Source organism: Paenibacillus sp. sgz302191, assembly GCF_057749925.1.
On the sequence record NZ_JBYLHY010000022.1, the window covers coordinates 40698 to 55220 of the forward strand.

General features: G+C 50.3%; 17 protein-coding genes. 6 read left to right on the top strand and 11 right to left on the bottom strand.

What is annotated here, in order from left to right; all coding sequences use genetic code 11:
• Positions 1–30 precede the first annotated feature (30 nt).
• Entirely contained in the window at positions 31–888 is an 858-nt protein-coding gene (modA, locus tag AC3G2T_RS26025; protein ID WP_488437405.1) for a molybdate ABC transporter substrate-binding protein, read from the top strand.
• Positions 885–1556 (top strand): molybdate ABC transporter permease subunit, encoded by a 672-nt coding sequence (gene modB / locus AC3G2T_RS26030; protein ID WP_488437406.1) that lies wholly within the window; start codon positions 885–887, stop codon positions 1554–1556. Before modA ends, modB begins: the two co-directional genes overlap by 4 nt.
• Positions 1557–1809: 253 nt before the next feature.
• Here modB and AC3G2T_RS26035 read toward each other — a convergent pair whose 3' ends face one another.
• The 4 genes from AC3G2T_RS26035 to AC3G2T_RS26050 all read right to left on the bottom strand — a co-directional run bounded on the left by AC3G2T_RS26035 (position 1810) and on the right by AC3G2T_RS26050 (position 4171).
• Positions 1810–2268 carry a DUF2269 family protein gene (locus AC3G2T_RS26035; protein ID WP_488437407.1) on the bottom strand — a complete coding sequence of 153 codons (459 nt, stop codon included), beginning with the start codon at positions 2266–2268 and terminating at the stop codon, positions 1810–1812.
• 14 nt (positions 2269–2282) lie between these two features.
• A complete protein-coding gene (locus AC3G2T_RS26040; RefSeq protein ID WP_488437408.1) occupies positions 2283–3011 on the bottom strand; it encodes an NAD(P)-dependent oxidoreductase in 729 nt (242 codons plus the stop codon).
• 238 nt (positions 3012–3249) lie between these two features.
• A complete protein-coding gene (locus tag AC3G2T_RS26045) occupies positions 3250–3582 on the bottom strand; it encodes a winged helix-turn-helix transcriptional regulator (RefSeq protein WP_488437409.1) in 333 nt (110 codons plus the stop codon).
• Between the two features lie 166 nt (positions 3583–3748).
• Positions 3749–4171 (bottom strand): MerR family transcriptional regulator, encoded by a 423-nt coding sequence (locus AC3G2T_RS26050; RefSeq protein ID WP_488437410.1) that lies wholly within the window; start codon positions 4169–4171, stop codon positions 3749–3751.
• A gap of 219 nt (positions 4172–4390) precedes the next feature.
• On the opposite strand from AC3G2T_RS26050, the gene AC3G2T_RS26055 reads away from it, so the two are divergent.
• The 4 genes from AC3G2T_RS26055 (at position 4391) to AC3G2T_RS26070 (ending at position 7111) form a co-directional block, all read left to right on the top strand.
• A complete protein-coding gene (locus AC3G2T_RS26055) occupies positions 4391–5512 on the top strand; it encodes an NADH-dependent flavin oxidoreductase (RefSeq protein WP_488437466.1) in 1122 nt (373 codons plus the stop codon).
• 141 nt (positions 5513–5653) lie between these two features.
• Entirely contained in the window at positions 5654–6079 is a 426-nt protein-coding gene (locus tag AC3G2T_RS26060; protein ID WP_474685474.1) for an SRPBCC family protein, read from the top strand.
• Between the two features lies 1 nt (position 6080).
• Positions 6081–6413 (top strand): ArsR/SmtB family transcription factor, encoded by a 333-nt coding sequence (locus tag AC3G2T_RS26065; protein WP_474685473.1) that lies wholly within the window; start codon positions 6081–6083, stop codon positions 6411–6413.
• A 290-nt stretch (positions 6414–6703) separates the two neighbouring features.
• On the top strand, positions 6704–7111 hold the full coding sequence (locus AC3G2T_RS26070; protein WP_474685472.1) for a hypothetical protein: 408 nt from the start codon (positions 6704–6706) through the stop codon (positions 7109–7111).
• 357 nt (positions 7112–7468) lie between these two features.
• On the opposite strand, the gene AC3G2T_RS26075 is transcribed toward AC3G2T_RS26070, so the two are convergent.
• The 7 genes from AC3G2T_RS26075 to AC3G2T_RS26105 all read right to left on the bottom strand — a co-directional run bounded on the left by AC3G2T_RS26075 (position 7469) and on the right by AC3G2T_RS26105 (position 14507).
• Positions 7469–7690, bottom strand: coding sequence for a hypothetical protein (locus AC3G2T_RS26075; RefSeq protein ID WP_474685471.1), 222 nt, complete (start codon positions 7688–7690; stop codon positions 7469–7471).
• A gap of 416 nt (positions 7691–8106) precedes the next feature.
• Positions 8107–8406, bottom strand: a complete 300-nt coding sequence (locus AC3G2T_RS26080) for a hypothetical protein (RefSeq protein ID WP_488437411.1) — start codon at positions 8404–8406, stop codon at positions 8107–8109.
• A gap of 1 nt (position 8407) precedes the next feature.
• The gene (locus AC3G2T_RS26085; RefSeq protein WP_488437412.1) at positions 8408–9307 is read right to left on the bottom strand and encodes an alpha/beta hydrolase family protein; all 900 of its coding nucleotides are present in this window, start codon (positions 9305–9307) and stop codon (positions 8408–8410) included.
• Positions 9308–9544: 237 nt separating this feature from the next.
• Positions 9545–10027, bottom strand: coding sequence for a hypothetical protein (locus AC3G2T_RS26090; RefSeq protein ID WP_488437413.1), 483 nt, complete (start codon positions 10025–10027; stop codon positions 9545–9547).
• Positions 10028–10428: 401 nt separating this feature from the next.
• Complete coding sequence (locus tag AC3G2T_RS26095; protein WP_488437414.1) at positions 10429–12396, bottom strand: prolyl oligopeptidase family serine peptidase; 1968 nt, start codon at positions 12394–12396, stop codon at positions 10429–10431.
• Between the two features lie 54 nt (positions 12397–12450).
• A complete protein-coding gene (locus tag AC3G2T_RS26100; RefSeq protein ID WP_488437415.1) occupies positions 12451–13671 on the bottom strand; it encodes a trans-sulfuration enzyme family protein in 1221 nt (406 codons plus the stop codon).
• Positions 13672–13694: 23 nt separating this feature from the next.
• Positions 13695–14507: a carbon-nitrogen hydrolase family protein gene (locus tag AC3G2T_RS26105; RefSeq protein ID WP_488437416.1), complete on the bottom strand. Its 813-nt coding sequence runs from the start codon at positions 14505–14507 to the stop codon at positions 13695–13697.
• Positions 14508–14523: the final 16 nt, after the last annotated feature.

Here is a 14523-nt window from a genome sequence, read left to right on the forward strand (position 1 = left end):
AGATTATATTTTATAGGTGGAGGGATTCATATGTTTAAAAGAGTTAAAGCCAGTAGTCTGTTGTTGCTGCTCGGGATTGCCATTGCCGTCTTCACGGGTTGCGCAGAGAAGAAGGAACAGCCGGCGGCAACTGCCTGGACCCAGTCGCAAACGCCTGCAGCCACTGCTCAAACGACCCAGACTCCTGCTGAAAAAGTGGAGCTTACGATTTCGGCGGCGGCAAGCTTGACCGATGCGTTGAAAGAGATTCAAACCGCTTATGAAGGCAAGAACAAAAATATAAAGCTGAACTTTAATTTCGGCGCTTCCGGCGCTTTGCAGCAGCAAATCGAGCAGGGAGCCCCGTCCGACGTATTTCTTTCGGCTGCAACCAAAAATATGAAAGCTCTCGTCGACAAACAGCTGATCGATAGCGCACAGCAAAAAAATTTGCTGATCAACGAATTGGTCGTTGTGGTGCCTGCCGACGGCAAAGCTTCCGTGCAAAAGGTCGAGGATTTGTCCGGTGCGGATATTAAGCATCTGGCCGTAGGCGAGCCGCAGACGGTACCGGCGGGAACTTATGCAAAAGAAGCGCTCACCAACGCCAAATTGTGGGACTCGCTGCAATCCAAGCTGGTGCAGGGCAAAGATGTGCGCCAAGTTCTTACTTATGTGGAATCCGGCAACGCAGAGGCCGGTTTCGTATACAAAACCGATGCGCTCACTTCGAAAAAGGTGAAAGTGGCCTTCAGCGCCGATCCGAAAACATACACGCCTATCGAGTATCCTATCGGCATCGTGAAAGCGACCAAGCACAGCAAGGAAGCCGCCGATTTTTACGCCTATCTCCAAACGAAAGAAGCGCTGGACGTGTTCGTAAAATACGGTTTTACCGTGCCTAAATGATCATGCCGTCAATCGATTGGAATGAGTTTGTTTCTCCCATTCTGATCTCCTTGAAGGTGGCCGTCTTTTCCAGCGTGTTTGTTTTAGTGCTCGGAGGATTATCGGCATGGGGGATGTCGCGGCGCAGCTTTAAAGGGAAGACGCTGGTGGAAACTTTGTTTTTGCTGCCGCTGGTGCTTCCTCCTACGGTCGTAGGTTTCATCCTGCTGGTGTTTCTGGGCAAAAAAAGCTGGATCGGCTACCTGATGGAGCGCTTGTTCGACCAGTCGATCATTTTCACCTGGGGGGCTGCCGTGATCGCTTCGGTCGCGGTAGCTTTTCCTTTGGTGTATCAAACGATGAAGACCGGGTTTCTTTCGGTCAGCCGGGACCTCGAAGACGCAGGCCGGTCGTTGGGGGCGGGCGAGTGGCAGGTGCTGCGGTTCATTACGCTGCCGATGGCCTGGCGTTCTGTCGTGACGGCGTACATACTCGGGTTTGCCCGCGGGCTGGGCGAGTTCGGTGCGACGCTGATGATTGCGGGAAACATTCCGCACAAAACGCAGACACTGCCGACAGCGATCTATATCGCCGTGGAGTCGGGGGATTCGACGCTTGCCTGGTGCTGGGCCGGTGCGATCATTATTATATCTTTTATCATGTTGTTTGTGGTTAGCGGTAAAAAATAAGCATCGCCACGGTTATCAAGACCTAAATTTATTAAATAAGGGGTTTCACATATTAGACGTATCTAATATGTGAAACCCCTTATTATTAAGCTATCGTTCCTCGTTTGTTTAACTTGACGCTCCTCTATTTGTAATACTCGATAATAGAAGCATGCGGTACTTCACCTATCTCTCCTACTAGGGTACGAAAAGCCATTCCGTGCCCAGTAATTATCACCTTTCGATATTCAAGATACTTAGCAATTACTTTTCTTTAAAATGGCTTAACGACCATAAGCACCAATATGGCAATCATCAGCAGCTGTACTGCCGTCTCGATTGGTACGATCTTTTTTATCAGCAGTCCGAACTCGGCGGGTATTTCATTACCATGGTCTTGACTTTCAGATATGATCTTTATGATCTTTTTCATACGCGGCTCGATCCATCCGTCGATCATGACGACCATGAGCAGCGATGAAAGGATGGATACATTCAGCCACATTTGGGATAACCCCATCTTGGTTATGATCATAAGCCAAACCCCGGTTAAAATAAGTACGGTTCCGCCAATTTTAAGCATTATGGCAAGTCTGGTCGTTATACCAAAAGCAAAGTGCATCTGGCCCACGGTTCTAGCGGATCTTCGAATGATGGGCATCACGATAGCGGGGCCAATTACGGCGATCGAAGCCAATATATGCAAAACGAGCAGTAATCCAAACAAACCCATTATCCCCCTTCTCCTCAGTGCACCGTAATATTGCTTTGATAGGCTAGACCGACCCTTTTTCTTTTAAACGCTCCTCCGAGCTCAAGATGGTTCAACATACATATTGCGACATCGTCATAAGCAACATTCAGCTCTTGAAGTCGGCTGAACAAGTGACCGGCTATATCTGCCTCGGAATATTCCCTGATCGTCTCCGGAATCGGAACGGGCAAGGTTTCCGTTGTTACATGTAGATGAACCGGGTCTGGATGCTCTCTCGAATCAATCATTGTTCCCGGACACATAATGGACCAATCGAGCCCAGTCTGTTGTAGCCTTTCGAAATTCCGGTTGTGATTTCTATACTCAGGTGGGAAGCCGGGTAAATTGTTGCCGATAAGATCAGTATATGGAATATCCAGCAGGCCGGCTCCTCCCATTATCCATACCCGCCCAGAGAAACTAGGTTGGGATTCACATTGGCTTATAATGTTATCGACGATACGAACAAACTCTTCTCCCTGGCCCGCATGGCCGGCCGCAATAATAGCGGCGTCTTGATGCGCGAGTGCCTCACCGACGCTCACTGGGTCCATAATATCGTCCACGATCACCTTCACATGCTTTGCGGAATGCTCACCTAGTTGATCATAAAGCTTCTCAGAATTTCGCACAAATGCGGTCATTTCATGCCCCATTTTTATCCCTTGTACCAACACTCTTTTCCCTGTATTCCCCGTCGCTCCAAAAACAATAATTTTCATTGTTCTTTCCTCCTCTTAAATGGACCCCAACATTTGGTTAACTCAAGCTTAGCATCGCTTCAAAATTATGTTAAGAACCCACTTTAAAGTAGGGTACTTACTTTAAAGTAAGCATGACCAACCCGATAATTAATTCATATCAGGAGTGCGACTGTAGGTAAACAAAAGCTGCCCGGAATCCCGTGGCAGCTTTTGTTTTGAGTTGATTGAATTAGTGTACAAGTTTATTGAACCAGCTTTATGACGCTGGCTCTTCATATTTCCGCTTATTATGGTTTTCTCCCCAAGCACACATGACTTCTGCTACAGGAATCAATGTTCTGCCGTATTCACTAAGAGAATATTCTACTTTTGGAGGGACAGCAGGGTAGACCGTTCTATCGACTATGCCTTCTCGTTCCAAATCTCGGAGATGTTGTGAAAGCATTTTTTGTGAAACATCAGGTATAAGCTTTTCCAGATCGTTGAATCTCTGTTTGGATTCAATCAAATGCCATAAAATCATTGGCTTCCATTTGCCACCTAAAACATGAATGAGTGTCTCAATTGGACATTCACGCTGATGAATCATTGATACATCATCCCCTTACTTTTAAGTAAGTGCATTACCTAAAATTAACATAACAAAATTTTACGATAGCTCTACAATCAAGTCAATCGTTGAAACTAAAAAGGATAAAGACATTAACGAATGCAGTATTCACCTCCGCCCTACTATCCCATAAAACAAAAATACATTAATTCACATTCTTAAGCTCCAGACCATGGCATTTAAAGTTATAATTCGGATTTTTACTAACCTCTTCTTTCTGAAGTTCATACATGGCTATTTTATAGTTTATTTCCTCCAAGTGCCTTAAGTCTTCTTCAATTTTCTTCTGCACTTCCCATTTATGCTTCATCAACATTTCTTGTCTTTGCAAGAAGGTAGCATTTCCTACTTCAAAAAGATCCATATATTCTTTTATCTTAGCAAGAGACATTCCTGTCGCTCTGAGACAACGAATAAAAGATATCCAATCTATATGTTGTTCGGTATAAACTCTTCGACCGTTTTCATCACGAGATACATTTGGCAGAATCCCTTGCTCTTCATAAAATCTAAGTGTCTTTGCCGATATATTTAAGTTCTCCACTACATATTTCATTGAATACAACATTTACCTGTCCCACCTCTAGTTACAGTTACTGTAACTAAAAGAATATCATAGAGGATTATGAAAATCCAATAATCTTGGCTTATTCATATGAAAATTTACGCTTGACTTACCCTAACGTCAACAAATTACATTAAGGTAGAACCTGTAACAGGGAGGGTTGCGATGGATCAGAATGGTAATAATAGCACCAGAAAAATACTGGATAGAGAGGTTAATGAAATGAATCAAACATACAGTAAGTTATTTAAATCCTTCACATTCAGAAGCGGAATAACAATCAAGAATAGGGTCGTTATGGCACCTATGACAACCTGGTCAAGTAATGACGACCTTACCATTTCGGATGAAGAGGTACACTATTACAAACAAAGAGCAAATGGAGTAGGACTCGTCATTACAGGTTGTACTCATGTTACACCTAATGGGCAAGGTTTTACGAATGAATTTGCCGGATACAACGATGAATTTATTCCAAGTTTACGAAAATTAGCTGATGCAGCCAAAAGTGGAGGTTCCCCTGCTGTACTGCAGATTTTTCATGCAGGCGATAAAGCCTTGCCTGGATTGGATGCAGTCAGTGCGAGTGCATTGCAACCTGAGGTTACTACTTTTGGTCCAAGTGCAGAAACAAGGGAGCTATCCCATGAGGAAATCGTGTCAACTATACGTGCTTTTGGCGATACAACGAGAAGAGCGATTGAAGCTGGATTTGATGGCGTCGAAATTCATGGAGCCCATGGATTTTTAATTCAAAACTTTTGGTCTCCGGCAACCAATCAACGGACAGACCAATGGGGGGGAACACTTGAGAATCGACTGCGTTTTCCATCGGCAATTATTGAAGAAATCAAAAAGGTAATTGAAATGCACGCTACAAAACCATTCATGTTAGGATATCGTTTTTCCCCTGAAGAATCCTCCAAAGTGGGCGGATTACGAATGAAAGACACATATGAATTAATTGATTTCCTTGTTGAACAAAATTTAGATTATGTACATGCTTCATTAGATCATGTTTCTTCCAAGCCGGTAGATAGTCAAGATGAAAAAACAAGGCTTGAATTGATTCTTGAGAGAGCAAACGGTAAGGTACCTGTGTTGGCGGCCGGTTCCATAATAACACCGGATGATGCTCTTAAAGCTATGGAATTAGGATTACCGTTAATCGCCATCGGGCATGCGTTAATGATGAACCCCGATTGGGTTGAAAAGGTTGCAAATGGACGTGAAGCCGAGGTCGCTTCTGAGCTGAGCGTTTCGAAACGCGACCAGCTTCATATTCCAGAAAAACTTTGGAATGTTATTCAAGCATCGCCAGGTTGGTTTAAAATTGGTAAATAGAAAAGTAGCCTATAGGCTACTTTTTCTATTACCTTGAAGTAACCTGCCAGTTAGCTGGCTTGACACGAAACCAAAAGGTTTCGTAATATATAAAGAGAAACCTTTTGGTTTCGTATTATGAACTGGAGGTACTACTGAGCTATGGAAAACAAAAGCCAGCCGACACTGCCGGATATTCGCCAGACTATTGTATTGAACGCGCCGATTCAGAAAGTATGGAACGCCGTAGCTACATCGGAAGGCATTGCCGTATGGTTTATGCCCAATGATTTTAAGCCTGAAGTAGGGTATGAGTTTCACCTGGAAGCGGGTCATTTCGGCAAGTCTCCTTGCAAAGTAACGGAAATCGATCCTCCGAACCGCCTGTCTTTCCGGTGGGGCAAAGATTGGACGCTCACATTCGAGCTCGCCGATCAGGACGGCAAAACGGAATTTACGCTGATCCATTCGGGCTGGGACATCGACCAGGTTACCGAATTTGGACAGCCGCACACGGTCGTTCGCGGCAACATGGCACAAGGCTGGGAAGGAATTCAAAAAAAGCTGGCCGCTTACGTCGAGGCCTGAAATGGCTGAACCGTCCCCGAAACACGACGTGTTTCAGGCCATCGCCGATCCGACCCGCCGCAGCTTGCTGAAGCTGCTCAGCGACCGCGAAATGCCCGTCACCGCCATCAGCGGCCACTTTCCGATGAGCCGGACTGCCGTGTCCAAGCATTTGCGCATTTTGGCCGATGCGGGGCTCGTGAAAGAGCAGAAGGTCGGCCGGGAGACGCGGTACAGACTGGAGCCGGAGCCGCTGCTCGAATTGAAGCGCTGGCTGGCTTATTACGAGCGATATTGGGAAAATCGCTTGTCCGTGCTCAAGCATTACGTGGAGTCGGACGAGTCTCCGGAATAGAAAAAGAACCGCGCGGAATGGGCATCTGCGCGGTTCTTTTTCTATTGTTTAGGAAATTATGATTTTCATCGTCTGTGGATAAGATGTATATAAATTTCTGAATAAGCGAAGAAGTTGCTTATTCACACGATAAAATTACCATAATTTTACTTGAAATATTTGTATGATGATGTTAAATTGTATATGTAACAAACATATATTTACATTAAAGGGGTGATTAAAGAAATTAATTCCTTTATTTGGTATTTTTGTGAGACGGAAAAAATTTATTAAAGAGGAGTGTTTTAGCAATGAAAAAACTGATCGCATCCACTTTCGCAACGTGTCTTTTATTTGCTTCTGCTGTTCCAGCTTTCGCTCAAGATAACAATCAGGCTGCTTCCTCAACCGCTGCAAGTGTAGTAGCTGCTAATCAAATTTCGAATGCTCAGCTAGCCTCATTTTCTATTAATTTTTCTTGGAGGTCAGTTCCTAATCTATATAGATACGACTACAGTGCTATTAATCTAACTGATAATTATACTTATGAATTTGGTTCTCAGACTGCGACTGGTAAATATATTACCGGATTTGTACCCGGGAAAACTTATCTGTTTGCAGTTACCGCATATGATGCAAACTTTAATAATATTGGTTCAGGGAACGTTCAGTTTGTTGCCAGCCCTTCAACGACCAGCTATTATATTAATTTAAGATAAATAGCACGAAGAAAGCGTACCTATGCAAAAAAAAGTAATATAAAACCGACGGATCGCGAGTTCATCGCGATAGTTCAGCAGCAAACCAACAAATACCGCTCACTTATTGGTTTCTACAAAACCGGTAAAGGAGCGGTATTTTTAGTTGTTACGACCGGCAGCACGTTGAACCAATGCGCGAAGGCGATCAAGGAAGCGGTGCCCGCAGAAGTGTTCGGGACCACATGAATAATGGGAATTTTTAAGGGGGGGGGCTGACGAATGAGTCTGAATGTAGGAAATTGCCCGAGATGCGGCTGCATGTATGTCAAAGGCGGCATATACGATGTTTGTCCCGGTTAAGCGTGGGCTGCACCCTTATCCGCCGGTCCGTTTCATTTCGAAAAACTCGCAAGCTTCACGGTCGTAGTAAGTCAGCTCGCTGACCCTGGTCTGAACGACGACAGTCGTATCGCTAAAACGCAAAATAACGGCGTTCGAATCTACGATATGATCATCTTTGAAAATCCGGATGCTGGCTTGCCGTTCTACAGCCTCCTGAAAATCGGCATCGGTGTGCAAACGATAGTTGCGGGCCATCGCACCATCTCCTTTCTCTCTGCATGGTTCAAAGCTTCCGCTCTATTGTACCACAAGTTACGGATTTACCGTCAAATGCCCTGATTGCAAAATGCGGGTAAGAAAGCGTAAGCGTGCCGTTCGCATCGCGCATCGCCGTTACGCTGTTCGAGCTGGCGAGAAGGAACCTGCTGCCGATGCTGATCGGACTCGCGGTAACGACGGTTGTCGTGATGCTTTTGGTGTAGTCTCGGAGGAGGGGCCCGAGAGGGGCCCACGTCCGCCGCGGCCAGGCGTCGGCTCACGACAGCCTCTCGGAACGATGCGAGGAGGTCGTTGGGAGACTAGCCTGGGCTGGAGCCCACATCGCTGGCAGAACGCAGAAAGCCCGCGAAAGTCAGGCGGCTGAAAACCTCGCATGCATGGGGGTAGTGCACCTACTTGGGGGGTGCGCAGAAAGCCTGCAAAAGTGCAGCTTTTTGCCGATTAATACTCTGGATTCTAAAAATTCCTGCAAAAGTGCAGTTTTTTTTGCTGAATATGGGGCTCAGGGCCATTTTGATCGGGAATTCCTGCACAATCGCAGGCTTTTTCTCCAAATGACCGGATTCCTGAGAAAAAGCCTGCACTTTTGCAGGTTTTGCAGTCGGTTCAGCGGCTCCGCCAACGGTTGCGCTGTCTTTAAAATCATCCTGCCAGACAAACCTTTGCTCCGCATTTTTCTCCGTCAGTATCATTTCATGTGGTACGCAGCAAAAAATTTGTGATCTCCACGTTTAATTCATGCTGGAAGCTCTCGCGATTAAAGCCCGGCGGGTCTTGCGAGGGAGGAAAAGACGGATTAGTCATGGCTTCCGGAAATGGGCTCAGAAATGAAAAATGCCCGGCATTCTCAACGATTCTGTGTTGAACCTTTTCACGATCGGGGACCCCGTTCAAAATAATTTGTACATGAAAATAAGGCGTAAAGGAATCCTTTTCTCCAGCGAGCATGAAAATGGGGATGTCGACCGCATTCAATGCGCCATCGGCTTTAAACCAGACGGATGCCGGTGCCAAAAGAACCAATGATTTGATTCTGGGCTCGGGTGTAACATGGATGTGATGGGATTGCCCGTCCGCAGACTCATTCGGGAACGAAGTCGGCACGCCTCCCGCTGCTGCCAAGGCCGAGTATCCGCCCATGGAATGCCCGATTAGCGAAACGGCACCCGGTTTTAAAACACCCGCAAAATCCTTGCTGCTGAAAAACCAATCGACAGCCGCCCGAATATGCCGGGGTCTTTGGGTCAGGTTCTCGACCGTATTTGCCATGGTGTTATTTTTCACATTGTTGAAGGGGTGTTCAGGCAGGCCCACGATAAACCCGTTACGCGCCAAATGGCGGGCAAGCGTCCGATAGACAAGAGGCGAACCGCCGTTGCCGTGAGAGATTAAAATCAAGGGGAATACGCCTTCTTGCGGTGCGGCGTTTTTCGAAACATCCAAATAGTAGGGGCCTAGTCTTTCGGTTTTTTCAGGAGTACATGTCGGGTACATAACTATCATAGGAAAAGTTACACCTGTTTGCTCATCGACGAGTTCAACCTCCCGGCAGCCGGCAAGCAGACTTCTGTTCACTTCTTTCTCTTCTTGCATATTTATGTCATCTCCTCGAACTTCATCCAATGCTAAACGTATCCATTAATTTATGCAAAGAACCCTGTATGAGTGAATAGGGCATACGAACTGGAGGGAAACACTGTACAAACCATTCCTTCGGGAATAGTTCCCTTTTCCTGTTCAATCCAGACAAAGTGATTATACACGCAGAGTTCGCAGCCATTCCATACGAGGATTAGGATTGAAGCTGGAGGCGGGAGGAACCCCATGAGGTTAGCCAGCGGGTTGGCAAGCCGAAAGCCTGCGAAAGTACAGGCTTTTTTCGCGAATGTGGCCCATTTGGCGGAAAAGCCTGCGATTGTGCAGGAATTTCTGGTGAAAATGGCCTTGAGCCCCGCATTGAGCGAAAAAGCCTGCACATTTGCAGGAATTGTTCGAGACAAGCGGAACAAGGCGAAATAAACTGCACTTTTGCAGTTTTTCTGCACCTGTGTTGCAGTTAGCCAGCAGGTTGGCAAGCCAAAAGCCTGCGAAAGTACAGGCTTTTTTCGTGAATGTGGCCCATTTGGCGGAAAAACCTGCGATTGTGCAGGAATTCCTGGTGAAAATGGCCCTGAGCCCCGCATTGAGCGAAAAAGCCTGCACATTTGCAGGAATTGTTCGAGACAAGCGCAGCAAGGCGAAAAAACCTGCACTTTTCAGGCTGTTGAGAAACCCCCTTTTTTCCTGGATGCTCAAAAAAAGCACCAAAAGCATGAGCCAAATACCCCTCTCAGATCGTTTTAAATCAATTTTTTCTCTTCAAGATGAGTGCCCCCACATAAAAATTGATCTGAGAGGAAACCCGTTAGACTTTCTCAACAGCCTGACTTTTGCAGTTTTTCTGCTCCCAACGTCGCAAAGCAGATGTGCAGCCAGTAGTGGGCGAGTTTGCCCACATCCGGGGCACCCGACGGGACGTGGTCGACCGATCGCCGTCATGCAGCGCAACACCGCGCGCTGGAAGGTACGGCGCGGCGCACCTGCGCTGCCAAGTAGTGCACAACCAGCCGGCCGGCCCCGTTAGCGAGAGGGTTTTCCGCGCCGGCATCGGAAAAAAGACGCCCCAACCCCCACTTGCGGAAGTGGTTGTGCAGGCGTCTTTTCACATCGCGCGCTCACGCGACCCGGTCGTCGTTGAACCAGGCGATGATCCGGTTCAGGCGCTCGACGCGCAGCGAAGGCTTGCCGCTTTTCAGCAGCGTATGGTTGGCGTTCGGGAAGCGGACGAACTGCGTGCGTTTGCCGAGGCGCTTCAAGGCGACGTACAGCTGTTCGCCCTGCTCGATGGGGCAGCGGTGGTCCTGCTCGCCATGTAGAATCAGCAGCGGCGTTTCGATCTGCTTCACGTAAGCGAGAGGCGAGCGTTTCCACAGCTTTTCGGGATCGTCCCAAGGGTTTCCTTCGATTCCCCCTTCGGTGTAAGAGATGCCGATATCGCTCATGCCGTAGAAGGAGAGCCAGTTCGAAATCGACCGATCCGTGACTGCGGCGCGAAACCGCCGGGTTTGGCCCACGATCCAGTTGGTCATGAATCCCCCGTAACTGCCGCCTGTCACATACAGCTGCGTTTCATCGATAAAGCCGAAATGGCCCAGCGCGTAATCGACAGCATCCATTAAATCCTCATAATCCCGCCCTCCAAAATCGCCCCGGCAGGCGCGCACAAAGTCTTGGCCGCAGCCGAAGCTGCCCCGCGGGTTCGTATAAAGAACGACGTATCCTTGCGCCGCCAGTGTCTGAAACTCATGGCTGTAATCGTTGGCGTACAAGGCGTGAGGGCCCCCGTGAATTTGCAAAATGAGCGGGTATTTCCGGTCCTGCTCCATATCCGGAGGCGTCATGATCCAGCCCTGGACGTCCCAGTTATCCGAAGTTTTGAACCAGAACGAAGAAGGGCGGCTCAGCTCAAGCTGCTCCAAAAAAGCGTCATTGCTTGCCGTCAACCGGAGTTCTTCGCGCGTCTGTAAATCGATCCTGTACAAATCGCCCGGCAGCAAAGGTTCGGTGGAGGCGGCGATCAAATGCCGTCCATCGGCCGTAACGCCGAATTGGTACACGTCTCTGTCCCCGGCGGTTATTTGCTCAAAGGAGCCATCTTCGTAAAAGCGGTAGACGTGCACGCTGCCGTGCAGAGAACCAAGTGCAAGCACGGAGGAGTCGTCGGCAAAAATCAGGGGACAGGCCGCGACGGCTTTCATATCGCTAAGCGCAAAATTGCCGATCTGCATCTCCAGCAGCCCGGTTATGCAGGAAAGGCGGTCCTCCCGAACGAAAAAAATCCGGTTGTGCGTCGCGCTGCCGTAAGCGCGGTCGTTCGCGATGAGGGCGATCGTTCTGCCGTCCAGGGAGCAGCAGGCTTGGCTGATAAGCAAAGTCGAGTCCGTATGCTTCACGAGCTCGCTGCCATCGGCGCGGACGGTGTACACATCGTTGAAGGCCAACAGGTCGATGTCCTGGGCGGGATCGGCCGCGATTTTGGCCAGGAAGCCGAGCCTTTGCCCGTCCGGCAGCCAAAACGGCTGAGCCGCGTCATAGGCTCCGGACGTGACCTGCGCGATGCGGCCGCTGCGCACATCGAGCACGAACAGGTGCGCGTACAAGCCGTCCCACCAGCCGGAGCCTTCGGCTTTCGGGCTTGTGCGGTCAATGACGCGCACCTGGCCGGGCGCGGCCGCTTCTTCCCCGGCGGCCGTGGCCCGCGCCGTGAAGGCGATGGCCTGCCCGTCCGGCGCCCAGACGAACGCGCTGACGCCGTGCTTCGCACGGGTCAGCGGGCGAGCCTCCCCGCCTTGCGCGGGAAGGAGCCAGATCTGCCGGCCTGCCTCTCCGGCGGCGGCGCGCAAAAAGGCGAGCGACCCGCCGTCAGGCGACCAGGCGGGGGCTCCGTCTCCGGTGCCGCACGTAAAAGCGCGGTCGCCGCTGCCGTCAAGCCCGACGGCCCGAATGGACGTCCGGTAGTCATTTTTATCGCGCTCGATCGTTTTGTGCGTGTAGGCAACCAGGCCGGCAGCCGAATTGACTGCCGGGTCGGCGATCCACCGGTATTCGTACAAATCTTCCGTTGTTATTTTTCGTTTCAGCATGCTCGCCTCCGCCTCTGTTTCCGTTTCGTAGCCTTGCATTTCCGCCTGCGGCGATCAGAGTGCCTGGCTGATGACCCGGCCCTTCTTTTCGCCGGCGGCGGGCGCTAAGGCCTGCTCCAAATCCGCGATAATGTCCGCCGCGCTTTCCAAACCGACGGAAAGCCGGATCAGGCCGTCCGTGATGCCAAAACGCTGCCTTTCCCGCTCCGGGATCGAGAAATGGGTCATGGAAGCCGGATGCTGAACGAGCGTTTCCGGGTCTCCGAGACTGAAAGAAATCAGAGCCAGGCGCAGCCGGTTGATGAAAGCTTTGCCGGCTTCCAGGCCGCCTTTCACCTCGAAGGAGACGATGCCTCCCATGCCTTGCATCTGCGCCTTGGCCAGCGCGTGCTGGGGATGGCAGGGAAGCCCGGGGTAATAAACGGCTTCGACCTGCGGGTGGCCGTCCAGGTAGGCGGCGACCTTCATCGCATTGTCGCAGTGCGTTCTGACCCGGATGCCCAGCGTCTTCAGCCCGCGGAGAATGAGGAACGCGTCCCATGCGTTCAAATGCTGTCCGAGATCCCCGGCAATCCGCTTGCGGATAAAATCGATAACGTCTTTACGGCCTACGACCAGGCCTGCCAGCACATCGCCGTGGCCGTTCAAATATTTCGTCGCGCTGTGCACAACCACGTCCGCTCCGAGCTCCAGAGGCCGCTGCAAGCATGGCGTCATAAACGTATTGTCGACAATGAGCGGAATACGGAATTGCCGGGCGATGGCGGAAAGCTGGGCCAGGTCCAATACCGTGAGCCTGGGATTGGAAGGGGTTTCCACATAAATCGCTTTGGTGTTTTCCTTGATGGCGGCCAGCACGCTGTCCGGATTCGTACAGTCGGCAAAATCGCACTCAATGCCGAAGCGGGGAGCGAGCAGCGTCATAAAATTGTAAGTTCCCCCGTAAACGTCCTTGGTTACGACGACATGGTCCCCATGCTGCAAAAAAGCCAAAAGAGCCGCGGAAACCGCGGCCATTCCGCTGCTCAGCCCGACGGCGTCTTCTCCGCCTTCGAGCAGGGCTATTTTTTCTTCCAGCGCGCGGGTCGTAGGGTTCCCGTATCGGCCGTAATACGTTCCGGGCATGCTTCCGGCTACGACGGCCGCAGCCGTTTCAACGTCCGGAAACGCGTAGGCGACGGCGGGGACGACAGGCTGGGAGACGGCTCCCGTCCGGTCGTCCGGTTTTTGCGCGGCATGAATCGCCAAAGTGTCGAATGTCCAGCCTTCTTTCATCGGGTTCCCTCCGTTCATGGGGTTTATTCGTATAGCTCAGGTCTCCGGTGCACATAGGAAGGCAGCTTCGCGCGCACCTCTTCGACCCGTTTGAGATCGATGCGGCACGGGATGAGCGCTTCGGTCTCGGACCCGGCGACCATCGTAACGCCCATCGGATCGACGACAAGGCTTTGCCCGATGTAAAAGTTATCGCTGACTTTATCGCAGGCGACGACAAAGACCGTGTTTTCGATCGCTCTTGTCGTGACGAGATTGGTCCAATGCATTTCCTTCATCGGGCCGCGCACCCAGCCTGAAGGAACGATGATGATGTCCGCGCCGTGCATCGCCTGGTAGCGGGCAATTTCCGGAAATCGCAGCTCGTAGCAGACGAACAGGCCGATTTTGCCGAAAGGCGTGTCGATTGGTTTGAAAAGCGCGTCGCCCGGCTTGATGTTGCGCGATTCGTTATAGCCGAAGGCGTCGAACAGATGCGTTTTCCGGTACACGCTGACCACCGCTCCGTTCGAATCGACGACCACCGTCGTATTGTAGACGCGTTCCTCTTGAGGGTCTTCCACCGCTTCCCGCATGCCGAAAATAAGCCAGACGCCGTGGGCTCTTGCGAGCTGCGCCATCCCTTGAACGAAAGGGCCGTCAACAGGCTCCGCATCTTTTAAAGAAACGTCCTTGGGCGTGCCGATAGGGAAATGGCTCATGAACACTTCGGGAAATACGATCAATTGCGCGCCGTGCACGGAGACCGACTCCTGAACGGCGGCCTCCGCTTTTTTCAGGTTGATATGCTTGTCGTCGGTGGAGATCAATTGCGCCATAACCAGTTGAAAAGCCATTTTATCCTCACAGCTC